General features: G+C 63.5%; 25 protein-coding genes. 12 read left to right on the forward strand and 13 right to left on the reverse strand.

Features of this window, described 5'->3' with window-relative positions; all coding sequences use genetic code 11:
• Positions 1–50: 50 nt before the first annotated feature.
• The 5 genes from AB5I84_RS03035 to AB5I84_RS03055 are packed head-to-tail and all read left to right on the forward strand — an operon-like array spanning position 51 to position 4,757.
• Complete coding sequence (locus AB5I84_RS03035) at positions 51–941, forward strand: cobalamin-binding protein (protein ID WP_369454360.1); 891 nt, start codon at positions 51–53, stop codon at positions 939–941.
• The gene (locus tag AB5I84_RS03040; protein ID WP_369454361.1) at positions 934–1,908 is read left to right on the forward strand and encodes a FecCD family ABC transporter permease; all 975 of its coding nucleotides are present in this window, start codon (positions 934–936) and stop codon (positions 1,906–1,908) included. The genes AB5I84_RS03035 and AB5I84_RS03040 overlap by 8 nt, the downstream gene beginning before the upstream one ends.
• Positions 1,905–2,726, forward strand: coding sequence for an ABC transporter ATP-binding protein (locus AB5I84_RS03045; RefSeq protein ID WP_369454362.1), 822 nt, complete (start codon positions 1,905–1,907; stop codon positions 2,724–2,726). Before AB5I84_RS03040 ends, AB5I84_RS03045 begins: the two co-directional genes overlap by 4 nt.
• Positions 2,719–3,330 (forward strand): cob(I)yrinic acid a,c-diamide adenosyltransferase, encoded by a 612-nt coding sequence (gene cobO / locus AB5I84_RS03050; protein ID WP_369454363.1) that lies wholly within the window; start codon positions 2,719–2,721, stop codon positions 3,328–3,330. The genes AB5I84_RS03045 and cobO overlap by 8 nt, the downstream gene beginning before the upstream one ends.
• Positions 3,331–3,344: 14 nt before the next feature.
• Entirely contained in the window at positions 3,345–4,757 is a 1,413-nt protein-coding gene (locus AB5I84_RS03055; protein ID WP_369454364.1) for a cobyric acid synthase, read from the forward strand.
• Between the two features lie 3 nt (positions 4,758–4,760).
• Here the strand turns inward: AB5I84_RS03055 and AB5I84_RS03060 are convergent, their stop codons facing one another.
• Positions 4,761–5,111 (reverse strand): MarR family transcriptional regulator, encoded by a 351-nt coding sequence (locus AB5I84_RS03060; RefSeq protein WP_369454365.1) that lies wholly within the window; start codon positions 5,109–5,111, stop codon positions 4,761–4,763.
• A 331-nt stretch (positions 5,112–5,442) separates the two neighbouring features.
• A complete protein-coding gene (dkgB, locus tag AB5I84_RS03065) occupies positions 5,443–6,249 on the reverse strand; it encodes a 2,5-didehydrogluconate reductase DkgB (protein ID WP_369454367.1) in 807 nt (268 codons plus the stop codon).
• 306 nt (positions 6,250–6,555) lie between these two features.
• Here dkgB and AB5I84_RS03070 point away from each other — a divergent pair, with 306 nt between their 5' ends.
• Both AB5I84_RS03070 and AB5I84_RS03075 read left to right on the forward strand, forming a co-directional pair.
• On the forward strand, positions 6,556–7,338 hold the full coding sequence (locus AB5I84_RS03070; protein WP_369454368.1) for a hypothetical protein: 783 nt from the start codon (positions 6,556–6,558) through the stop codon (positions 7,336–7,338).
• Positions 7,335–7,703, forward strand: a complete 369-nt coding sequence (locus tag AB5I84_RS03075) for a SirB2 family protein (protein ID WP_369454370.1) — start codon at positions 7,335–7,337, stop codon at positions 7,701–7,703. Before AB5I84_RS03070 ends, AB5I84_RS03075 begins: the two co-directional genes overlap by 4 nt.
• An 18-nt stretch (positions 7,704–7,721) precedes the next feature.
• Here AB5I84_RS03075 and AB5I84_RS03080 read toward each other — a convergent pair whose 3' ends face one another.
• The 3 genes from AB5I84_RS03080 to AB5I84_RS03090 all read right to left on the reverse strand — a co-directional run bounded on the left by AB5I84_RS03080 (position 7,722) and on the right by AB5I84_RS03090 (position 9,684).
• Positions 7,722–8,780, reverse strand: coding sequence for a 3-deoxy-7-phosphoheptulonate synthase (locus tag AB5I84_RS03080; protein WP_369454371.1), 1,059 nt, complete (start codon positions 8,778–8,780; stop codon positions 7,722–7,724).
• Between the two features lie 310 nt (positions 8,781–9,090).
• Positions 9,091–9,441: a protein tyrosine phosphatase family protein gene (locus AB5I84_RS03085; protein WP_369454372.1), complete on the reverse strand. Its 351-nt coding sequence runs from the start codon at positions 9,439–9,441 to the stop codon at positions 9,091–9,093.
• A 48-nt stretch (positions 9,442–9,489) separates the two neighbouring features.
• Positions 9,490–9,684, reverse strand: coding sequence for a hypothetical protein (locus AB5I84_RS03090; protein ID WP_369454374.1), 195 nt, complete (start codon positions 9,682–9,684; stop codon positions 9,490–9,492).
• A gap of 700 nt (positions 9,685–10,384) precedes the next feature.
• Here AB5I84_RS03090 and AB5I84_RS03095 point away from each other — a divergent pair.
• Both AB5I84_RS03095 and AB5I84_RS03100 read left to right on the forward strand, forming a co-directional pair.
• The gene (locus AB5I84_RS03095) at positions 10,385–11,476 is read left to right on the forward strand and encodes an OmpA family protein (RefSeq protein WP_369454375.1); all 1,092 of its coding nucleotides are present in this window, start codon (positions 10,385–10,387) and stop codon (positions 11,474–11,476) included.
• Between the two features lie 11 nt (positions 11,477–11,487).
• Positions 11,488–12,915, forward strand: coding sequence for a thrombospondin type 3 repeat-containing protein (locus AB5I84_RS03100; protein ID WP_369454376.1), 1,428 nt, complete (start codon positions 11,488–11,490; stop codon positions 12,913–12,915).
• A 269-nt stretch (positions 12,916–13,184) separates the two neighbouring features.
• On the opposite strand, the gene AB5I84_RS03105 is transcribed toward AB5I84_RS03100, so the two are convergent.
• Entirely contained in the window at positions 13,185–13,544 is a 360-nt protein-coding gene (locus tag AB5I84_RS03105) for a hypothetical protein (RefSeq protein ID WP_369454377.1), read from the reverse strand.
• Here AB5I84_RS03105 and AB5I84_RS03110 point away from each other — a divergent pair.
• Positions 13,543–13,872 carry a type II toxin-antitoxin system RelE/ParE family toxin gene (locus AB5I84_RS03110; protein WP_369454378.1) on the forward strand — a complete coding sequence of 110 codons (330 nt, stop codon included), beginning with the start codon at positions 13,543–13,545 and terminating at the stop codon, positions 13,870–13,872. The two genes, AB5I84_RS03105 and AB5I84_RS03110, sit on opposite strands and share 2 nt — an antisense overlap.
• Positions 13,869–14,186, forward strand: a complete 318-nt coding sequence (locus AB5I84_RS03115; RefSeq protein WP_369454379.1) for a helix-turn-helix domain-containing transcriptional regulator — start codon at positions 13,869–13,871, stop codon at positions 14,184–14,186. Before AB5I84_RS03110 ends, AB5I84_RS03115 begins: the two co-directional genes overlap by 4 nt.
• A gap of 111 nt (positions 14,187–14,297) precedes the next feature.
• On the opposite strand, the gene AB5I84_RS03120 is transcribed toward AB5I84_RS03115, so the two are convergent.
• Positions 14,298–14,717 (reverse strand): DUF6691 family protein, encoded by a 420-nt coding sequence (locus AB5I84_RS03120; protein ID WP_369454380.1) that lies wholly within the window; start codon positions 14,715–14,717, stop codon positions 14,298–14,300.
• 4 nt (positions 14,718–14,721) lie between these two features.
• On the reverse strand, positions 14,722–15,141 hold the full coding sequence (locus AB5I84_RS03125) for a YeeE/YedE family protein (RefSeq protein WP_369454381.1): 420 nt from the start codon (positions 15,139–15,141) through the stop codon (positions 14,722–14,724).
• Between the two features lie 99 nt (positions 15,142–15,240).
• Here AB5I84_RS03125 and AB5I84_RS03130 point away from each other — a divergent pair, with 99 nt between their 5' ends.
• Positions 15,241–15,558, forward strand: a complete 318-nt coding sequence (locus tag AB5I84_RS03130) for an ArsR/SmtB family transcription factor (protein WP_369454382.1) — start codon at positions 15,241–15,243, stop codon at positions 15,556–15,558.
• On the opposite strand, the gene AB5I84_RS03135 is transcribed toward AB5I84_RS03130, so the two are convergent.
• The 5 genes from AB5I84_RS03135 to AB5I84_RS03155 all read right to left on the reverse strand — a co-directional run bounded on the left by AB5I84_RS03135 (position 15,552) and on the right by AB5I84_RS03155 (position 21,466).
• Positions 15,552–16,217: a sterol desaturase family protein gene (locus tag AB5I84_RS03135; protein WP_369454384.1), complete on the reverse strand. Its 666-nt coding sequence runs from the start codon at positions 16,215–16,217 to the stop codon at positions 15,552–15,554. The genes AB5I84_RS03130 and AB5I84_RS03135 overlap by 7 nt on opposite strands.
• 195 nt (positions 16,218–16,412) lie before the next feature.
• Positions 16,413–17,471, reverse strand: a complete 1,059-nt coding sequence (locus tag AB5I84_RS03140; protein WP_369454386.1) for a fimbrial protein — start codon at positions 17,469–17,471, stop codon at positions 16,413–16,415.
• Positions 17,464–20,067, reverse strand: coding sequence for a fimbria/pilus outer membrane usher protein (locus tag AB5I84_RS03145; protein WP_369454387.1), 2,604 nt, complete (start codon positions 20,065–20,067; stop codon positions 17,464–17,466). The genes AB5I84_RS03140 and AB5I84_RS03145 overlap by 8 nt, the downstream gene beginning before the upstream one ends.
• A 61-nt stretch (positions 20,068–20,128) precedes the next feature.
• Positions 20,129–20,875 (reverse strand): fimbrial biogenesis chaperone, encoded by a 747-nt coding sequence (locus AB5I84_RS03150; RefSeq protein ID WP_369454388.1) that lies wholly within the window; start codon positions 20,873–20,875, stop codon positions 20,129–20,131.
• Between the two features lie 66 nt (positions 20,876–20,941).
• Positions 20,942–21,466 (reverse strand): fimbrial protein, encoded by a 525-nt coding sequence (locus AB5I84_RS03155; RefSeq protein ID WP_369454389.1) that lies wholly within the window; start codon positions 21,464–21,466, stop codon positions 20,942–20,944.
• Positions 21,467–21,769: the final 303 nt, after the last annotated feature.

Consider the following 21,769-nt stretch of genomic DNA (forward strand, 5'->3'; position numbering starts at 1 on the left):
GACAGTCCGGGGCCGCTGCTGCGGCCCCGGTTCAATGTGGGAGAGGCTCCATGTTCACAAGCTTGTGGCGCAGTGCGCTGATCGCGTTGTTGGCCACCGCATCGGTGCCAGCATGGGCGACGCAGCGCTGCGTGGTGGACGACGATCAGCGCGAGCTGTGCCTGGCGGCGCCGGCGCAACGCATTATCGCGCTGTCGCCGGGCGCCACCGAGTGGGTCTATGACGCCGGCGCCGGCGAGCGGTTGGTAGGCGCCGTCAGCTTCAGTGACTACCCGCCGCAAGCCAACCAGCTGCCGCGGGTCGGCAGTTACCAGCGCTTGGACCTGGAAGCGCTGTTGGCGCTGCAACCAGATCTGGTGGTGGCGTGGCGCAGCGGCAATCCGCGCAGTCAGGTGGACACCTTGATCCGCCTTGGGGTGCCGGTGTACTTCGCCGAGCCGGGCGATTTCGCCGGCATTAGTGCCACGGTGCACCGGCTCGCCACGCTGGCGGGCACTGAAGCCATCGGCCATCCGCGCGCCGCGGCGTTTGCCGACGAGGTGGCGGCGCTGCGCGAGCGCTACCGCACCGCGACCCCGGTGACGTTGTTCTATCAGGTCTGGGATGACCCGCTGATGACCGTCAATGACACCCATTTCATCAGTGAGGCGGTGCGCCTGTGCGGCGGCATCAATCTGTTCGGCGCTCTGCCACGGCTGACACCGAAGCTGGATTTGGAAGCCGTGCTGGCCGCCGATCCGCAGGTCATCGTGTCCGGCGGCATGGGCGAAGATGATCACCGCTGGGTGGATGCCTGGCGCCGCTTCCCGTCGTTGCAGGCGGTGCAGGCGGGGCACCTGTTCTTTGTGGCGCCGTCTACCTTGCAGCGGCCATCGCTGCGGTTGCTGCTCGGCACCCGCGCGCTGTGCGATCACCTCGACCAAGTGCGTAGCGATGGTTGAGCGCCGCACGCTGGTGGTGTTGTGCCTACCGGCGCTGGCGCTGGCCTCCCTGGTGGCGGCGGTGACGGTGGGCAGTGTCGCCATGAGCCCGGCGGAACTCTGGGCTGCGTTGCTGGGCGACGGCCAACCGCTGCATCAAACCCTGGTCTGGGAGTTGCGCTTGCCGCGCGCGCTGGCGGCGTTTGCCACCGGCGGTTTGCTGGCATTGGCGGGCGCGCTGATGCAAGTGCTGCTGCGCAATCCGTTGGCGGACCCTTATGTGCTGGGACTCTCCGGCGGCGCAGCGGTGGGTGCCTTGGGCGCGCTGTCGTTGGGGCTGGCGGCCTGGTGGGTGTCCGGTGCGGCATTCATTGGTGCGCTGGTGTCGGCGCTGCTGGTATTTGGCTTGGCCGGCCTCGCCACCCGTGGCGCCGGTGAGCGTCTGCTGCTGACCGGTGTGGTGCTGGCCGCCGGCTGGAGCGCGCTGGTCAGCGTGCTGCTGGTGATCGGCCCCACCGAACGGCTGCCGGGCATGTTGTATTGGTTGATGGGCGACCTGAGCCACGCCGGCACACCGTGGCCGGCGCTGCTCCTGCTCGGCGTGGCGGTGCTGCTGGCATGGCCGGCCGGGCGCACGCTCAATGTGCTGGCCCGCGGCGCCTTGCCGGCAGCGGCATTGGGGGTGGCGGTGCGACCGGTAGAGCGGCTGTTGTACCTGAGCGCCAGCCTGCTGACCGCGGTGGCGGTGACCACCGCCGGCACCGTCGGTTTTGTCGGGCTGGTGGTACCGCACCTGATGCGATTGCTGATCGGCAACGATCAGCGCTGGATTCTGCCCACCGCCGCGGTGGCCGGCGGCACCTTGCTGACCGCCGCCGATACCCTGGCACGTACCGTGGTGGCACCGGAGCAGCTGCCGGTAGGCGTGCTCACCGCCTTGATCGGCGTGCCCACCTTCCTGTGGCTGCTAGTGCGGAGGCGCACATGACGGCCTTGGTATTACAGCTGGACCGGCTCGACCCGGGCATTCCCGGCCGCACGCTGGCACCGCTGTCGCTGACCATCCAGGCCGGTGAATGCTGGGGCATTCTCGGCCCCAATGGCGCCGGCAAAACCACCTTGCTGCATACCCTGGCCGGCTTGCGCTCACCCGCAGCCGGGCAGATACGGTTGGACGGCCAGCGGCTGTCGCAGTGGCCGCGCCAAGCGTTGGCCCAGCGCCGCGCGGTGGTGTTCCAGACTCAGCAGGACAGTTTTCCGACCACGGTACGCGAAGCGGTGCTGCTGGGGCGCTACCCGTGGCGCGCCGGTTGGCAGGGCGAAACCGACGCCGACCATCACCGGGTGGATCAGGCGTTGGCCGCGCTGTCGCTGACCGCCCTGGCGCAGCGGCCGTTGGAACAGTTATCCGGCGGCGAGCGCCAACGGGTGGCGCTGGCGGTGGCCGATGCGCTGGCGCCGGCGCTGTGGTTGGTGGATGAACCCACCAACCATCTCGACCTGCACCATCAAGTGCAGGTGATGCGGCGCCTCAGCCACCATGCGCAGGCCGGTGCTGCGGTGGTGATGTGCCTACATGATGTGAATCTGGCGGCGCGCTGGTGCGACCGGGTGCTGCTGCTTGGCACCGATGGCCAACACCAGGCCGGTGACGCCGCCACGCTGCTTACCGAGCAGCGCCTTTCTGCCCTGTATGGCGAACCGCTCAGCCGCGCGTGGCTGGCCGGGGCGCCGGTTTTTGTACCCACCGCAGTGGCCGGCCTTGATGCCGCCGCTGCCCCCGCCGTGGAGCCTCCCAATGCGTGAAGACGCCAAAACCCCCGCCCGCCACGCCCAGCGCATGGCGCGCAAACAAGCCATCATGCAGGCGCGGATTGCCGCGGCGCAGAAAGAACAGGGTCTGTTGCTGGTGCTCACCGGCCCCGGCAAGGGCAAGAGCAGCTCCGGTTTTGGCATGGCCGCTCGGGCGCTCGGGCACGGCATGAAAGTCGGCGTGGTGCAGTTCATCAAGGGCCGCATCCCCACCGGTGAAGCCGCGTTCTTCAGTAATCTGCCCGGCGTCACTTATCACATCATGGGCGAGGGCTACACCTGGGATACCCAAGACCGCGAGCGTGATGTGGCGATGGCCACTGCCGCGTGGGAGCAAGCCGCCGCGATGCTGCGCGATCCCCGCTATGACCTGGTGCTGCTCGATGAGCTGAATATCGCGCTGCGCTACGACTACCTTGACCACGACCAAGTCTATGACGACCTGCTGCAGCGGCCGCCGATGCAGCACGTGGTAGTGACCGGCCGCTATGCGCCGCAACCGCTGATCGAACTGGCCGATACCGTCACCGAAATGAAAGTGGTGAAGCACGCCTTCGCGGATCAGGGCGTGAAGGCGCAGAAAGGCATCGAACTGTGATCCGCGGTGCCTTGATGATCCAAGGCACCACCTCCGATGCCGGCAAGAGCACGCTGGTGGCGGCGCTGGGGCGTTACTTGGCGCGCCGTGGCGTGTCGGTGGCGCCGTTCAAGCCGCAGAACATGACCCTCAGCACCAGCCTTACCACTGACGGCGGCGAAATTGCCCGCGTCACTGCCATGCAGGCGGCGGCGTGTCGGGTGACGCCGCACACCGACATGAACCCGATCTTGCTGAAACCGCGCAGCGACCGCGGCAGCGATGTGATTGTGCGCGGTCACTTGCAGCGCCACATGGCGGCGCGTGATTACCAGCAGTTCAAACTGCAAGCGCTGGATGCTGCGGTGGCGGCTTGGGAGGCACTACGCCGGCGCCACGACGTGGTGTTGGTGGAAGGCGCCGGCAGCCCGGCAGAAATCAATCTGCGCGCCGGCGATCTGGCCAACATGGGGTTTGCCGAGCGGGTCGATTGCCCAGTGTGGTTGGTGGCAGACATTGATCGCGGCGGCGTGTTCGCGCACCTGACCGGTACCTTGGCGCTGCTCAGTGCCAGCGAACAGGCGCGCGTCAGCGGGCTGGTGATCAACCGTTTCCGCGGTGATCCGGCGTTGCTGCAATCCGGCGTCGACTGGTTACAGCAGTACAGCGGCAAGCCGGTGACCGGAGTGCTGCCGTATCTGCACGGGCTGATACTGGAGCCGGAAGACAGCCTCGGCCACTGTCCGACACCGACTACCGAGCAAGCCGTGCGGGTGGTGGTGCCGTCGCTGCCGCGCATGGCCCAGCACGCGGATTTGGAACCGCTGCGGCGTCATCCGCAGGTGGCGCTGACGCTGCTGCGGCACGCCGACGCTTGGCCCGGCGCCGACCTGGTGTTGATACCGCCCAGCGCCGATCCGCTCGGTGATGCGCGTTGGCTGGCGGACGCCGGTTGGCGCCCGCAGCTGCTGCGCCACCTGCGCTACGGTGGTGTGCTGCTGGGATTGGGACAGGGCTTCGCGCTGCTGGGCGAGCAGCTCAGTGATAGCCACGGGCGCACCGAAGCCGGCCTCGGCCTGCTGGCACTGCGCAGTCGGCTGCAGGCGCCACAGCCGCAACCGGCAGCGGCCTACTGGGGCGGGCAAGCTGTGGCGGCCACCGACTTTGGCGATGTGCAGTGCCAGGGTGCGGCGTTGGCTCGCCCACTATTGGCGGGCACCAGCGGCGCTGCCGCCGGCGCCATCAGCGACGATGGCCAAGTGTTTGGCAGTGCTCTGCACGGCGTACTCGGTCAGCCCGCAGTGCTGGCGCAGTTGCTCAGCCGCTGTGGGGTGGCGGCGCAGAGGGTCGATCACGCTGCCCGCCAAGAGACGTCGCTGGAGCGGCTGGCGGATTGGATCGACGAGCATCTTGATACCGCTGCGCTGATGCGAACGCTGCGCGGCTGATCTTCAGCGCAGGGCGCGGGTCACCGCTGGTGGCGGTAGGGTGTGGCGCTGCGCCAGGTGGCGGGTGAGTCGCACCAGTGCCAGATCCAAATAACGCTCCATGCGCAGCGCGCATTCGTCGCTGAGGCTGACGCGCAACTGGCGGCGGTCGGAACGGCTCGGCACTTCCAGCAGCAGGCCGAATTCCAGCGCTTGCTGCACATGGCGCGCGGCGGTGCGGGAACTCAACGGCGCCAGCAGTCCATACAGTTCGGTTTTCTTAAAGGTCCGCTGCGGCGCTGACCACATCTGAGTAAACAAATCGGCGTAGTGGCGCTCCCTGAAACAGGGCTCGTGGAAGACTTCTGCCCACACGTCGCGTCCGAAGTTGAAGGCCGCAGCCAAATCTTTTCGTTGTTCTGCTCGTTGGCGTATCTGCACTTGTTGATTGATATCCATGTCGATGAGGCGGCAAGTGTGTTCAAAAAATGACCTTTGTGGCGCGACACATGGTGGTAACCCGCCGACTGGTTCTCAATCTTAAAAAGGGCCGATCAGATGATAGGTAGCAGTAGGGAGACATGCGCCGCGGTTTGGCGGAGGAACGGTGGGCAGGCTTGCGGCTGACCGGTGCGTCACCGGTGGCGAAGCGGGCTGGCCGCGCCGGAGCACAGCAGCGCGCTTCGGCGAATCGGCCAGTAATCACTCAATCCCACTGGCGCGGGGCCAACTCGGCGGGGTCGATCAGACGTTCGTTACGGTCGAGTGCGGCGATGGCTGCCATGTCGTCATCAGTGAGCACGACGCGGGCGGCGGCCAGGTTGTCGCGGATGTGTGTCGCTTGGGTGGATGATGGAATCACCAGTAACCCGCGTTGCAGCAACCACGCCAAGCTGACCTGGGCGGCGCTGACGCCATGGCGGGCGGCGATCGCTTGCAGCACTGGGTCTTGATTGACCTTGCCGTAGGCCAGCGGCAGGTAGGCGGTGACGCGGATGCCTTCAGCACGGCAGAAATCCACCAGAGCACGGTTCTGCAAATAGGGATGCACTTCCACCTGGTTGGTGAGCAGGCTGCCTTCACCGACCAGCTTCAGCGCCTGTTTGAGATCAGCGATGCTGAAATTGGACACGCCCACATGCTGAGTCATGCATTGGCCGCGGGCCTCCAGCAACGCCGGTAGGTATGCGTCCATCGGCACCGGATTGTCCGGCGCCGGCCAGTGGATCAGCACCAGGTCAACGCTGTCGAGCTGCAACCGGTCGAGGCTTTCTTCCAGACTCAGCAGCAGCGCATCCGGCTCATAGTGATCGACCCACACCTTGGTGGTGACGAACAGTTCGTCACGCGGCACACCGCTGGCGGCGATGGCGCGGCCCACTTCCCGCTCGTTGCCGTAAATCTGTGCCGTATCAATGTGGCGGTAGCCAGCGCGCAGCGCCGCGGCCACGGATTGCTGAGCCACATTGCCGGTCAGCCGATAGGTCCCAAAGCCCAGTGCAGGAATCATCATGACGACCTCTCCATCCACCCGTTCGGCACCGCGGTGCAACGGTTGATTACAGTAATCGATTCGCTCCCGGCTCGGCCAGTCCGGATCCAGATGGCGTCAGCGTGGCGCGGCAGCGTACGCCAGTGCGGCGCGGATGCAAGCGCCAGCCTTTGTCGTGATTTTGCAAACCAGGTCCCAAATCGCTTCACTCCGCCGTGCGTTGCACGTTTAATGAGCCCCGAACCGCTCCCGCCCGGGAACGGTCGTACCGTCACGATTGATGGCCGCGCTCGATGGCACGGGTGGCCATAGGTTGGGGAAGGGACCATGTCTGAATGGATGCAGGAGCCGGCGCAGTTAGGTGCTGGTTCGACGCCTTATACCGCCCGCCGCTGGCAAGCGCCGGTGCACTGCCAAGCGGCGCCACGCCAACCGGCGTTCGGCCCGGTGACGCTGTCGCTGAACCCGCGTTCTGGCCGCTTCCAGTTGCTCGATGAGCACGGCCGGGTGCTGACCGCCGCCGAAGCGCAGCGGGTACGCCAATATCAAGAAATCCCGCTGCGCTCTGCTCTCGCGCAACTGATCAACGAGCATCAGCTGTACGCGCTGCGTTTGACGCAGCTGCCGGCGTTGCCGGCGCCAGAGGCGGTGCACACGGCGCCGACTCAAGCGTTGTTGGCGCAATGGTTAGCGCCGTTGGCGTGGCCACAGCCGTTTCGCTTCCTGTTGCAGGACCAGCACCTGCTGATTGAGTTGGCGGCGGCACCCTATTGGCCCGGCGAGCAGCTGCGGCTGTTCCAGAGCGGTGCCGGTGTCAGTGTGTTGGGACTGGGCCAGGCCGAACGTGCAGCGCAGCAGATGGCGGCGGCCGAGGCGCTAGTGACCACGTTGGCGCGCGCGTGCTGGGCACTGGCCCCGCAGTGGCCCGCTGCCAGTTTCTCGGTGTGCCACTCCTTGGTGCGCGGCGATGTCTTCCTCAGCTGCTTGTGGCAGGCGCAGGGCGATGGTGTCATCGAAGTGGAACGTCGTTGTAGTCAGAACGAAGACGGCAGTTGGGATGCGGTAGCGCCGCTGGATTACCAAGTGCCAAGCGTAGTGGGATTCCGATGAGCTATGTGGCGCTGAAGCACCTGCACGTGACGCTTGCGGCCCTGTCCGGGCTGCTGTTCCTGGTGCGTTGGGTGTGGCTGATGCAGGGCAGTGCCTATCTGGCACAGCGCTGGGTGCGGATCGCACCGCATGTGATTGATACCTTGTTGCTGCTGGCCGGTGTGCTGCTGATGTTGTGGCTGCGGCTGTCGCCGCTGGACGCATCATGGTTTGGTGCCAAACTGCTGGCGCTGTTGGTTTATATCGGCGCCGGCGTGATTACGCTGCGCGGTCGCCGTCCGCTGGCGGGTGTGGTGGCGGTATTGGCGTTTGCTTATATGGTCGGCGCCGCCGTGCGTCACAGCCCTTGGTCGTGGCTGGCGTGACGCACCCCGGCGGCGGCCTCACAGTTGCGCCGCCGCCTCCCGCAGCAATTGTTCGCTGTCTTGCCAGCCAAGGCAGGCATCAGTGACCGACACGCCGTAGCGCATCGTTTCGCACAGCGGCTGCGCACCTTCTTCCAGATGGCTCTCGATCATCACCGCCCGCAGCGTATGGCGACCGGCGCGACGTTGCGCTAACACATCCTTCAATACCTCGATCTGGCGGCGATGGTCTTTCTGGCTGTTGGCGTGGCTGCAATCCACCATCAGTGCCGGCGACACCCCTGCGTTCGCCAAGGCGTTGCTGGCCGCGTCCAAGGCGTCGGCATGGTAGTTAGGACCGCTGCGACCACCGCGCAGGACCAAATGGGTGTCAGCATTGCCCTCACTCACCAGCACCGCCGGGCGCCCGTGGCGGTCAACGCCAAAGTGGTGATGCCCGCGCGCTGCCGCCCCCATGGCGTCAATCGCCACCGTGGTGCCGCCATCGGTGCCGTTTTTGAAGCCACAGGGCAGCGACAGCCCGCTGACCATTTCGCGGTGGATCTGCGATTCAGTGGTGCGCGCGCCCACGGCAGCCCAACTCAGCAGGTCTTCCAAGTAGCCGGCCGCCATCGGGTGCAGCAATTCGGTGGCCACCGGCAGGCCCAGTGCCACGATGTCGCGCATCAATCGCCGCGCCGTACGCAGGCCCAGCGCCATGTCATGGCTGCCGTCCAGTGCTGGATCGTAGAGCAGCCCTTTCCAGCCCACCGTGGTGCGGGGCTTTTCCACGTAGACCCGCATCACCAGCAGCAGCTTGTCACCGAGCTGGTCTGACAGCGCCCGCAGGCGGCGGGCGTAGTCCATGGCGGCGTCCACGTCGTGGATCGAGCACGGACCCACCACCACCAGCAAGCGCGGATCGCGGCCGGCGAGGATGTTGCGGACCGCTTGGCGGTGGGTCGCCACTTGGGCTGCCAGCGCGGGCGACAGCGGCAGTTCGGCGGCCAGGGCGTCGATGCTGGGCAGCAACTCCGGCGCGGGGGGGCGGATTGCTGCTGCAGGTGGGTGGGCAGCCAATGTCGCGTTGGTGTTCATCTGATCAATGTCCTTTTTTTGCCATGAAAAAACCCCGTGGCGGACGCCGACGGGGTTTCATGGATCTGGTGTCAGGCGTCCGTGTTAACGGGCGCCTGCACTGCTCGGATCAGGCGCGCCGCTGGCGAAACCAATATCCGAAATAAAACGCAGCGCACGGCTGACGACGCTCGGCCAAATGGGCCAGCGTGGAAGACGAAGCAAGGCGTGTTGCGAGCGGTGCCATGGTCTGTCCTGTCAGTAACCGTGAGAAAAATGAGTTTTCAGGATAGGGAGGCACCCTCCGTTGTGCAACCCGGTCATGAAAAATTCATCTGTGCTGGGATTGTTGCAGCGCCAGCCCCCAGAGTTGGGTGGAGCGGGCACCGGAGCGGCAGAACGCCAGTACCGGCTGCTCGGCGTTGTCTAGGGCAGAGCGCATCAGTGTCACTTGCTCGGGCGTGATCTGGCCGCTGATTACCGGAATATGGATGTACTTTAAACCGGCCGCCGCTGCCGCTTTGGCGATGTCTTCGCTGCGCGGCTGACTGTCACCACCTTCGGCGTCCGGGCGGTTGTTGATCAGGGTGCGGAACCCCTGTTCGGCAATGGCCGCAACGTCCTCGGCGCGGATCTGTGCGCAGGTGCTGAACGACTCAGTGTGGCGAGTGAGGGATTCCATAGGTACTCCTTGGCTCGGTCATGGCAGAGCGCCAAGGGTAGCGCGGATTCAGTCGCGCGCCGAGGGCCGACCGCGGTAGGAAATCTGCGGTGCTTGGCCGTGGGCTCGTGCCAGAGTATGAGCCGGAGGAGCCTGCTCGGCCTGCTGGCGGCGCTTTTCCAGCAACACCTCGGCGTCGGCAATGATGTCTTCCAGTTGCTGGATGGAAAGCCGATCCAGCCCGGCGGTTAGATAACGTCTCATGGGTTATTCAAATCTAGTCAATGGAGGCCCGCCGCTGCGCAGCAGTCCGGTCCTGAATCTTCAGGTGGCGTGGTCATCATTCACATTTGCGAAAATGACAAATCGCCGCAATGGGTTATCGGTAAAAAATAATGAGCTGGCGACGCATCTGTGCGTCTGTATAACGGGGGGCGGTCCCTGCCGGGCGCCGGCCTGGGTTGTTCTGTTATGGCGTAAGCGCCAAAGGATCATAACAGAGGCTGGCGGCCATGGAATATAGCATGGGGTTTTAGCCCAATGCCCGCTAAAACCAGCGGCCGATGTGAAAGGTGTCTCAGATCAGTGGTTTAGTTAGTTTGCCTGGCGCGCCCTCGAAGGTGCGTATCCATGGCGCAATCGCGCAGAAATGGAGTTTCAGCCAATAGCAATTCTGCCTGTGATGCGGCGGACCGGCGCGACGCTGGCCGTGACCAAGGGCGCCAAGCGGGTGAGCGGAGGGAGCCAGAAACGCACCGTCTTGTATACCTGAATTTACAATCCTCGGGCGCCGGTGAGCGTCCTGTAGTGACTTGGTTATTTTTGGTAACCCCAGGGCCTCGCCCTCTGTGTAGTGCCCCTCCTGAGTCCCTATCATGCGCGGGTTTTGGCACGGATGCGCCACCCTCGGCGCGTTTCACCGCTGCGGTGCCGTGCCGTTCCAACGTCCCACCCGGAGCTCATGATGGCGAACTTTATTGCACGCACTGCGTTGGCAGTGGCTGTGACGGCCGTGGCCCATGGTGCCGCCGCCGCTGACAGTCAGTACGGCACCGAGACCAAACAATACATCGCTGCCCAGATGTCCTACCTAGTGGTGGATGAAGATCGCGCTATCTCGCGCAAGGGCTTTGGCGCCAGCCTGATCTACGGCCGCCAACTGACCGACCAACTGTGGTGGGAAAGTGAAGGCAGCGGCTACCAGCTGGATACCGGCAAGGGTGGCGGCAGTGATTTCTATCAAGCCGCGGTGACCACCGGTTTGGCGTGGGCGTTCGGCGACCGCGAGCGCTTCACCCCATTCGTGATCGGCCAGGTCGGCGTGCTGCGCAACGACGTGGTGCCGAGCCGTGACGACAAGATTGGCTTCCACGCCAACGTTGGCATCGGTGCGGTGACCGCGCCGCTGTTCAAGAACGGCCTCAAACTGCGTGCGGACGCCCGCTACATGTACGACAGCTACGACGGCATCCGTGGCACTGTCTCCGAAGATCAGGGCGGTTTCTTCGACTGGCGCTTCGGCATCGGCGTGGAACTGCCACTGGGCTTCCGCAAGGAAACCCAAGTCGACAAGTACATCTACGAAACGCTGGAAGTGGAGCGCTACGTGCGTGAGCCGGACAGCGATGGCGACGGCGTACCGGACTCCCGCGACCTGTGCCCGAACACGCTGGCGGGCGGCAAGGTGGATGCCAACGGTTGCCTGCTGAAAAACCAGGTGATCGTGTTCCACAACATTGCCTTTGAACTGAACTCCGACCAGATCCTCGCCACCACCATGCCGGCGCTGGAAAAGATCGCGGTATCGCTCAACGAGCAGACCGACTTCCGTCTGGAAATCGGCGGCCACACCGACAGCAGCGGCTCTCACGAGTACAACCTCGACCTGTCCGAGCGTCGCGCCGAAGCCGTGCGCCGCGCACTGGTAGAGCTGGGTGTGGCGACTGACCGGCTCAGCAGCCGTGGCTACGGCAAGACCGTGCCGCTGGCCTCCAACGATTCGCTATCCGGCCGGGCCATGAACCGCCGCGTCGAATTCACCGTGCTTGAAGACTGAGGACACAGGGCATGAATCATTTTAACCGCACCCTTTTGATTGCCCTGATGGCCGGCACCTTCGGCCTTGGGCTGGCGGCCTGTACCGCCGATGGCGACAGTGACCGCAAACCGACCGTCGATAACATTGATAGCGACGGTGATGGCATTCCTGATCACCTCGACAACTGCCCGTCCATGGCCAACGCTGACCAGGCCGATATGGACGGCGATGGCGTCGGTGATGTGTGTGATCCGGACATCGACGGCGACGGCATTGCCAACCACCTCGATAACTGCCCGCGTATGTACAACCCGGACCAGCTTGATTCCGACGGCGACGGCATTGGTGACGCGTGCGACACCGACACCGACACCGACGGTGACGGCATTGACGACGGCATCGACAACTGCCCGCTGGTGTTCAACCCGGAGCAGAGTGACGTCGACAACGACGGTATTGGCGATGCCTGTGACACCGACGCCGATGGCGACGGTGTGGACAACGACCAAGACAATTGCGAGTTCACCGCCAATGCGGATCAGAAAGACACCGATGGCAACGGCATTGGCGACGCCTGTGAAGGCGACGTAGACGGCGACGGCGTGCCGGACGATCAGGACAACTGCCCCTACCTGCCGAACATCGACCAGGCTGACCAAGACGGTGACGGCGTTGGTGATGTGTGCGACACCGACCGCGATGGTGACGGCGTACCGAACGACACCGACAACTGCCCGTTCGTCGCCAACCCGGGCCAAGAAGACTGGGACGGTGACGGCGTGGGCGATGCGTGCAGCGGCGGCGCACCGGACATGGGCGACGCCGACGGCGACGGCATTCCCAACTATCTCGACAACTGCCCGCTGGTTCCGAACCCTGGCCAGGAAGATTCTGACGGCGACGGCATCGGTGATGCCTGCGACACCAGCTTCACCTGTGACGCCACCACCACCTACCGTGCGCTGGATCTGTCCCAGTTCCGCCCGGATACCAAAACTGATGGCGCTTGCATCGGTTGCTCGATCTCAGGCCGTAACTTCCTGGCTGACGGTGACAGCGAAACCTATGCCGAACTGCGCATGGGCTTGGCGATCTTCTACGGCTTTGGCTGGTTCAAAGCAGAAGCGCTGGATACCTCAGTGAAGATTACCGACAAAGAAGTGGGCTTCGTGATCTCCGATCCGGCGTCTCAGCTGCTCAACCTGGAGCTGCTGGGCGACTTCATCACCGTGCGTTTCTACAACGACGGTAAAGAGGTGGATTCCAAAGTCGTCGGCGGCACGGGCCTGAACCTGGACCTGCTCGGTCTGGGCTTCAATACCAAGCAGCGCTTCCTGCGGGTGAAGGTGAAAGAAGATTTGGAATTTGATTCCTTCCGTCTCGACTTTGGTGGTTTCCTCAACGCCAACAAGACCTTCCGCGTGCATGAAATCTGCACCGGGCCGTACAATCTCTGACGGCTTGAGCAATAAAAAACGGCGCCTGAGTGGCGCCGTTTTTTTTGGGGCCTGGCACTGGTTAACGGGAGTGCTGGGGGCGCTTAGGCTGTAGAGGATGGTGGTTCCGTCGGAAGCAAGTCAGGCCGAATATGGCGACGGGCAGTCCAAGGACGCATGGACTATTCAAGCGACTGGAATGTTGGTTCTCCGAAATAGCGAGCCGCGTGCGATGCGGCTTTTTGTCTTGCTCGGGTACAGTGATTGCCAGTACTTGGAGTGATCCAACTTCAATAAATACGGCCCTCTAGGCCGGTTTTCTGTTGCCACAGCCAACGCACGATGACCCTGCAACTGACCAGGTCCGGTCGGCGTGCCTGGATCTCGAAATGCCTGCTTTCAAAGCCTTTGCTGCCACGGCCAAAGCTCTCTTCCGCTGCCCCAATGGCAGTGCCGGTGACGGCGCCAAGATCGAATATCCGGCATCTGATGCGTCTTCCATCTCTCAATTCCCGCTCTTCAATCAGGCTAGTGTCCACGGCTCGGGTGGAGGCGAGCCTGCCATGCCGTCTGTCGGTTCCAGCGTCCAGGGCGGCAGATCGAGCAATATGCCTCTTGACTGCTTGTCGTCTATAAACGAAGTTGGCCATGTTCGATCTTGAGCACTACCTGACGCCCAGTGAGCGGAAGGACCCTTATCTGTACTGGCTGGGGCGGTTGCGCGACCGGCGCGCCAAGGTGGCGATCATCCGTCGGGTGACGCGGCTCCACCACGGCAACTTCGGTGACCACCGCTACTGCCGTGACGGGGTCTGGGAATTGCGAGTGGATATTGGGCCGGGTTACCGCGTGTATTACGCGCTGTCCGGACACCGGCTGGTCTTGCTGCTGTGCGGCGGCAGCAAGCGTACCCAGCGGGCGGATATCGATGAGGCTGTGCGTTATTGGCAGGACTGGCAACAGAGGGCATACCCATGAGAAGCAGACCCCACGACGACGCCATGGCGGAGCTGTACCGCAGCGATCCCGCCCTGGCATCAGAAGTGATCAACGGCATTCTGGCCGACGGCGACCAAGCGGAACTGCTGATCGTCCTGCGCCAACTGGCGCAGGCGTTCGGTGGTGTCAAAGCGGTGGCAGAGCGCGCCGAACTCAACCCGACGCAGATGTACCGAACTCTGTCAGCTCAGGGCAACCCTTCTCTGAAAACCCTGGTTGCGATCCTGAAAGTGATGGGTTTCCGGCTGGCGGTGGAAACGGCTGCCACTGACGTGGTCGATGTGCCGGGCTGAGATGCTGTTGAGCCGTGCGTGAAGGGAGCCTTGGCGCTTGATCTTGTGCGCCCGCAGGCTCTCCCTGTCTGCGAGGAGTGACTCAACAACGGGCGCGTCAAGAGCAGCCCCTCAGGTCCCGCGCCGCTGCCACAGCTGGTGAATCACCATCCCCGCCAGCATTCCCGGCAGGAAAATCCATGCGGTGCCGGTGCCCGCCCCCAACCCGATCACGATCGGCCCCGGGCAGTAGCCGGCCAAGCCCCAACCGATGCCGAACAGCACCGCACCGACGATCAGCGGAGCATCAATGTCCTTGCGGGTGGGCACTGCGAACGACTCCGCCAACAGCGGCTTACCGCGCCGCAGAATCAGGCCACCGGTCAGGAAGGTAATGGCGACCGCCACCGCCATCACGATCAACAGCGCCGGGTTGAAGTCGCCGAACACATCAAGGAATCCAAGCACCACGTCCGGGCTGCTGAGACCCGACAGCGTCAGCCCCGCGCCGAACAAGGCGCCCATCACCAAAGCCACGATCAGTTGTTTCATGGTGTCAGCCTCCGGTTGCCGTGCGCAGAATCAGTACGGTTAGAATGGCGGTGCTCATGAAGGTCACCACCGCCACCAGGCTGCGTGCCGAGCGGCGGCCGAGGCCGCAGACGCCGTGGCCACTGGTGCAGCCGTTGGACAAACTGGTGCCGAGTCCCACCAGCACCCCGGCGATCAGCAATACCGGTACACTGGCGGGCGATTCGGTGTTGATGCCCAGCATCAGTGCCAGCGGGCTGCCGGCGGCGATCATGCCGAGCAGGAATGCCCAACGCTGGCCGTTGCCGGCCTCGGTGGGGGTCATGAAAATGCCTTTGAGCATGCCGCTGATGCCCGCCACCCGCCCATTGAGGGCCAGCAGCAGGGTCGCGGACAGGCCAATGAGGGCGCCGCCGATCAGCGGATACAGCCACCATGGGTGCATGGACCGACTCCTGTGTGAACGTGCGAGACAGGGCCTCGCTGGTTATTTAGAGATTGCTAAATTAGCGTTCCTTGAATTTTTGTCAATGAGGAAATCGAGATGACGGCGTCGATGCCGGATCTGGCTGCCATGCAGCAACATGCCACCGAAGCCTCCGCGCTGCTCAAGGCGCTGGCCCATCCCACCCGTTTGATGGTGATGTGCTGGCTGGTGCAGGGCGAGGCCTCGGTGGGTGCTTTGCAGGAACAGGTAGGGCTGTCGATGTCGGCGCTGTCACAGCATCTGGCGGTGTTGCGCGAGGCGGAGTTGGTCAGCACCCGCAAGGAAGCACAAACCGTGTTTTACTCGGTAAAGCCCGGCCCGGCGCTGGAGATCATGCGCACCCTGCATGGGGTGTATTGCGGCGGCGATCACTGATCTTTGCGCGGCATCGGCTCCCAATGCAGGGTGCCTAGCAACCAGTCTGTCAGTGGAAACACCAAGTTGAAGTTGCGCGTGGTCATTAGATCGCGGCGGTGGTGCAGCGCATGCAAGTGACGCATGTGAGCGATACCGGGCAGCCGCGTGATCGGGTGCTGATCGGGCAGGTGCTCGCACAAATGCATCACTTCATACAGCAAGTACCCACCCAGCAGAGTAGCCGACAGCAATGCCGCCACATTGGCATTCCAGAGTGATAGCAGCGCCCAGATCGCCAGCGCCAACAGGCTAAATAGCACAATCAACCACGCCGGAAACAGCACCACCCGCCAGTCGCGCAATGACTCAAATGGCATCCGATCCATGACAAAAAACGAATGGTGATCGCCGGTGTGGCGTTTATAAAACAGCGTGCCCAGCGCGTGTTTCCGGTGGCCCAAACCCCGGTGTACGCCGTATTCGCCCAGATTGAACAACACCAGCCCCACGGCAATGGCCAGCCATTCCCAGCTGCGCAGACTGTTCACCTGCGACACAAAAAATCCGATCCACGCCGCGCCATAAGCGAGCACAAACACGCCATGCATCAGGCCGTGATAATGGCGAGAAATGCCAGCGCGGTAGCGGACACGAAACCGGTCTGTAGCATCAGGCATGGGCAGCTCTCCTGGCAGCGACAAGGGGTGCCCCAACAATGGCGCAGTGACGCGCGGTTCACCAGTGCTAACCCTGTGCTGCTGACCGGCTGTATCAATCAGGGTGCTGCCGGGCGCGGCGTAGCCAAGCTGAGGAAAGCCCGCCACCCGCGCCACCTGGTTTTCTGGGCGCTCACATTTGGCCGCCGCCCCGTGTTACCGATAGGAAAATGTCAGCGTGGCCACACCGCTTACCTGGCCGCCTTTGAGTCTGTCGCCGGTGCGTACATAACGAGCGTAGAGCTTGGTGCTCATCACGCCGCCTTGACCGGGCGCGGTGCCGACGTACCACGCGCCAGCACGGCCCGCATCGGAGGTGTCAGGCCCGAACAGCAGTGGCGTGCTGCTGCCACGGCGAAACATTTGCAGGCCCACGCCCGTTGCAGCCATACGGTCTTGCGCCAGCGTCAGCACGTTGCTGGTGTTGGCCGGCGCCAAGCCATCACTGACGCTTGCCCACACATTGACGCCGCCCTCGCAGCGCACCTCGATATTGAATTCATTCGACGGCTGACCGGCATTGCCGCCGCTGGCAACGCCCTCGAAATCACGGCTCGACACCAGCGGCAGTTCCAGCGCACCGATCACCGAGCCGCTGTTTACGGCACAGGTGCGGGCAGTAATGTTGAAGGTGGCGTTTACGGTGAACCGCGGGCTGCCGAGCCGATCTCCCGCCGCCGTGATGCCGAAGAAAGAAGCCAAGTCCTTGTTGGAGAGCCGGTACTGGCCACTGACCAGCCGATCGGTAAACACGAAGTTCACTTTAAGTTTGTAGCCCAACGTTTTGGCGTTGCCTGGCCCTTGATAAGTGATGGTGGGCTGATCGGCCAACAGCGGTTGATATTCGGTGCCGCGCCGGTCACTGATGCCCACGGCATAACCGATACCGGGAATGCCGGTGCTGAACACCGCATGTTGCACGCCCGCGTCATCGAATATGACGCCCTGCACGGTCGGGTTGGACTGAACCGCGCCGGAAGTTTTAAAACCGATGTTGGCGCTAGTGCAATTGAACATTTGGCCTTCCGCCCGGCTTTCTCCGAAGCCCGCGCCGGTGACATTCTGATCGGCGCCGGCGGCAAAGCTCTTGCTGCCAAAGTCGGCGTGTAGATCGTAGGTTTCGCATTTTGAAGTGTCTGCCCAAGCTGGCAGGCTCGACAGCAGCCCAACACCGATGACACCGACGCAGGCCAGAATGGAAACGTGATTAGTCATGGCAGGGCTCCTCTTGTCGCTCGCAGGTGCGGCGCGGCGGCACCATCATCTGACAGGTCTCGGTCTGGGCACTGAGCATCCCGGGCTCAGACGCCGGTTGTGGCTGGTAATGGATCAAACACTCTTGGCCCCACTGGTTACCCCAGCGCACCCACAGCTCTGCGGGCTGGTCGGCACCGCGCAGGAACGCCCGGCCGCCTTGGCCCACCAGCCCCAGGGTGTGCAGGTTGCCGTCTTGCACCACCGCACCCAGCGGCACCGCCTCACCATCGGAGCGCAGCACTTCCAGCAGCACTGCGCGCCCGGATTGCACCGCGTATTCCAGCTGCACAATGGCGCCCGCCGTCGGCGCTACGGCTTTCTCGGTGCCGATGATCTCCACATCCAGGGCGCTGCCCTTAGGGTCCACCGCGACGCGATTCAGGCGATAGGGCAGCAAGTTGGAGGCCACCGCGTAGCCGCGCTCATCCACCTGGGTGCGGCTGCCTTCCAAGGAGGCGCCGGCGGCACCCGGCACATGCACGATGGCAAAGCTGTCGCCTTGGTCGCGCGAGAAATGCACGCCGCCGCTGTGCGCCAATATGTTGCCGCTGACGCCCACACTGTTTTGATAGCTGCCGCGCGGGCCGCTGCTGGCTGCTGCATTCACTTGCGCGTGGCGACCGGCGTACTGCGCCGAGGCACCGCCTGCTTGCTCGCGCTCACTGCCGTCCAGCGCCATGCTGGTGTAGATCTGGTAACTCAACTGATCGTGATCGCCGCCGCTGCCCTGCACACTGCTGAGCAGCGTGGAGGTCTGGTCACTGCCGTAACTGATGGCGTTGCTCAGCGTTGCTGCCCGGCGCCGATTGCCGCCCAGTGGCACGTTGACGCTGGCCATCAAAGCGGTATGAGAGGACGCCATCCACTGCTGAGTGCGGCTGGCGCTGACATTCAGCGAACCCCAGTTAAAGGCGGTGGAGTAGCCCGCCTGATAGGTCAGGTCGCGCTGGGCGCCTCTGTCCCAATAGTCTTGCAGCGAACCGCTGGCAAACAGCGTACTGCGGTGGCCCAGCGGTTGATTCAGGCTGACCTGCAGCCGATTGCGCTGCGCCGTCCGCAGCGCGTACGGCGCGGCCGCCACATTGCCGTCGGCAAACCAGGGGAAAGCGCCCCAGGTGCCGCTGTTCAGCCGGGCATAATCAACGAAGTCCAGATAGCCGCGGCTGGAAAACCGGTACGCCGCCAACGCAATGTTGGTGTTGGAGGGGCGCAGCGTGGTGCTGTATGCCAAGCGCAGGCTGTCACCGTGCCGCCGGTCCTCGCCGTCGAACACGGATCTATCCAGATGACGTGCATCGGAGTGGGTCAGGTCCAACGACAGCGCACCGACCGGTGTGTTGAAGGCCATGCCACCGATGCCGGCGTAATAGCCTTCGGCCACCAAGGCGCCGGTGTACAGCGTCATTAGATTGCTGACGCCGACTTGGTAGCTGCCCTGCCCAAAGGCGGGCGTGAAATCACTGTGCTGTTGGTAGTACTGGCCAACGCTAAAGTCGTAACGAAACTGGCCGGGGCGCACTAAGCGCGCGATGTTGGCGTAGGGCACAGTGAATCGTTTTTGCTGGCCGTCGGCTTCTTCAATCACCACCTCCAAGTCACCGCCGTAGCCGGTGTTGTACAGGTCATCAATAACAAACGGGCCCGGCGCCACACTGAGCTCATGAATCTTGGTGCCGGCCTGGTAAACGCTTACCCGCGCCTGTGTCTCGGCCAAGCCTTTAACCACTGGCGCAAAACCGTTTTGAGAATCCGGCCGCATACGTTCATCAGAGCCAAGCCGCACGCCGGTAAATTGGAAACTGTTGAACAGGTCGCCCGGGGTGTAGGCGCGGCCGGCGGTCAATTGTGAACGCCAACCCACCACATTGCGCTGTGCGTAGAGAGTGGACAGCGTGGAGCGCCCGCCGGCGGACTCGTCGTGGTTGTACGTGGCGTCGGAACGCAGGCGCCATGCGCCCAGGTTGAGCCCAGCATTGACGCTGCCGAAATAAGAACGCTGGCTGGCCAAGTCATTAGCGCCAGACTGGAAACTGTTCAGGTTGTAATTAACGAATCCCGCCGAAATGCCTTGGTCCCATTGCGCCGGGCTGACATAACCGCGCGGCAGCTGGCGCAACCACGCTTGGGGAATAGAAAGCCGCAGGGTTTGGCTGGCGGCATCCACAGTCGCCGCTGCGCCGGGCAGGTGATTCTCAAGCGCCAAGCACTCCGCGTCGGCGTCCAGTTCCTCAGTGCGCACATGCCACTGCGCCAATTGCGCGGTGCTGAGGCAAGGCACTGTCTGCTGACCGTCCTTGACCATCCGCACGCTATGCCGCCCTACCGACTGCTGGTTTATTTCCACGTCCAGCAGATATTCGCCCGGCTCCAACGAACTGCCTTGGGCAAAGCGGGACAGATCCATGCCTTGATCTAGCGATGTGCCAAACAGCCGCGCATCGAACTCCGCATAGGGCGCAGCCTGCAGCGGCGCGGTCGGCGCCAGGGCGATCAAGGCCGGCAGGCAGCGCAACACGGTGGCCGCCGGGCGGTGCAAAAATAGGCGTGGCTGCATGGTCCACCTCGTCACAAAGCTGCGGAGGGCGTAGGGGCTGACGGGCAAGTGCTGAGTGGGCTTAGCGCAGTGGCACTACTTCCTGCGCGGTGGCGCCGAAATCATTGATCCACTCGAACTGCACGCTGCCGATGGGCGGCAACATGGTCAGGCCGTCCACGTTGTAGCGCTGGGTGGAAAGCGGCGCGGTCATGGCCACGTCGACGTCATAAAAGGTGTCCACCACCTTCACGCGCACGTTGTTGAACGACACGTGGAAAGCGCTGGGGTTAACAATTTCCATCGCCACGGTGCCGTCTTGCTGCGGGTGCAGCGACCAACGCAGCTGTTTTGCGGCGGCCGCCGGGCTGCCTGGCAGACCTTTGGGCCGGTAGAACAGCTTCACCCGCGTGCGGTAGGCAAACTGCATGTAGGACGGCTCTACGGCATCGAGCGGCCGCGGCGGCACATCCAGAATGTTGAAGTAGTAAACGCTTTCCCGGTCCGTCGGCATCGGCACGGTGGAAGGCACCTCCATCACCCGGAACACCTGGGCGCCGCCGGCTTCGATGCGAATCAGCGGCGGTGTGATCCAAAACGGGGCGCGGCTGCTTTCCGCCCGCTCGGCAGCATCACCGCTGTCGATCCAGACTTGTGCCAGTACCGGCGTAGTGCTGGGGTTGCGAGCGTTAACGCTGATCTCGCGCTCGGCGCCGTCATAAATCACCCGCGTACCAGACAACACCACATTGGCCTGCGCTGCGGCAGACAGCAGCGTGGCGCACAGCACTGACGGGACAACCTGCTTAAAGACGCTACTGAACATCATGGTTGGCTCCTGTTGGCGAAGGTCGCAAAGCGGGTCGGTGCACTGGGCCCGACCCGCTCACGGGCTTCAGCGATAGGCCATGGACATTTCGATGTAAGAGGTCACATTGCCCGGCTGCGCATCACCTTGCGGTGAGTAGTACTGGGCATAGAGGGTCACGGTGCCGGTGGCGCCAGACACGGCGTAGCTGGCGGTGTCGGTGTTCAGATTCAGCACCTTGGACTGGCCGTCCAGCAGCTGCACTTCCACGTTGGCCGCCGGCTCGCTGGTGGCCAAATTGCGCAGTGTTCCGGCCGGGGTCACGTTCACACCGGACGGCTCGAAGTGCACCTCAGCCACGGTGGTGTCTTGGCAGCCAGTTACCGCCAGATCCAGTTGCTTGCGGCCTGACGAGGCGCCAGCCGCGTTCAAGCTACTGACGTCCAGCTCCGGCAGGTTGATGGTGGCCTGTTTGGACGATCCTGCGGTGACCTCACAGGTGCTGCTGGTGAGTTTGCCGTTAACATCGATGCGCACGTCGTAAGCCATGGCGGAGCCAGCAGTGGTGGCTAAGGCGGCAGCAAACATGGCGTGTTTGAAGTTCAGTTTCATGGGGTAGCCTCACTCGTGATGGATGGATAGATCCGGAGAGGCGAACGAGCCCATTCCAGCGTCGTGAGCACTGTTCACCACCCACGTTTATGCTGCGCCTGAGCCAACCTGTCGGCTTTGGGACGATTCTTATCTGAACCAAAAAATATTCACGCGCTGGCTGTGCGGTTGCAGGGAGGTTTGGCGGCGGGGTACGGGCTTGCCCAGAGCCTTGGCCGCTACAGCGTCATCGTCTGAGATGCAGCTGGTTTGTGTCTGGGCGAAGTCGTTCGATCCGAAAATGGATGGCGCGAAGGGGCAAAT

This window comes from Alcanivorax sp. REN37, assembly GCF_041102775.1.
Classification (GTDB): Bacteria; Pseudomonadota; Gammaproteobacteria; order Pseudomonadales; family Alcanivoracaceae; genus Isoalcanivorax; species Isoalcanivorax beigongshangi.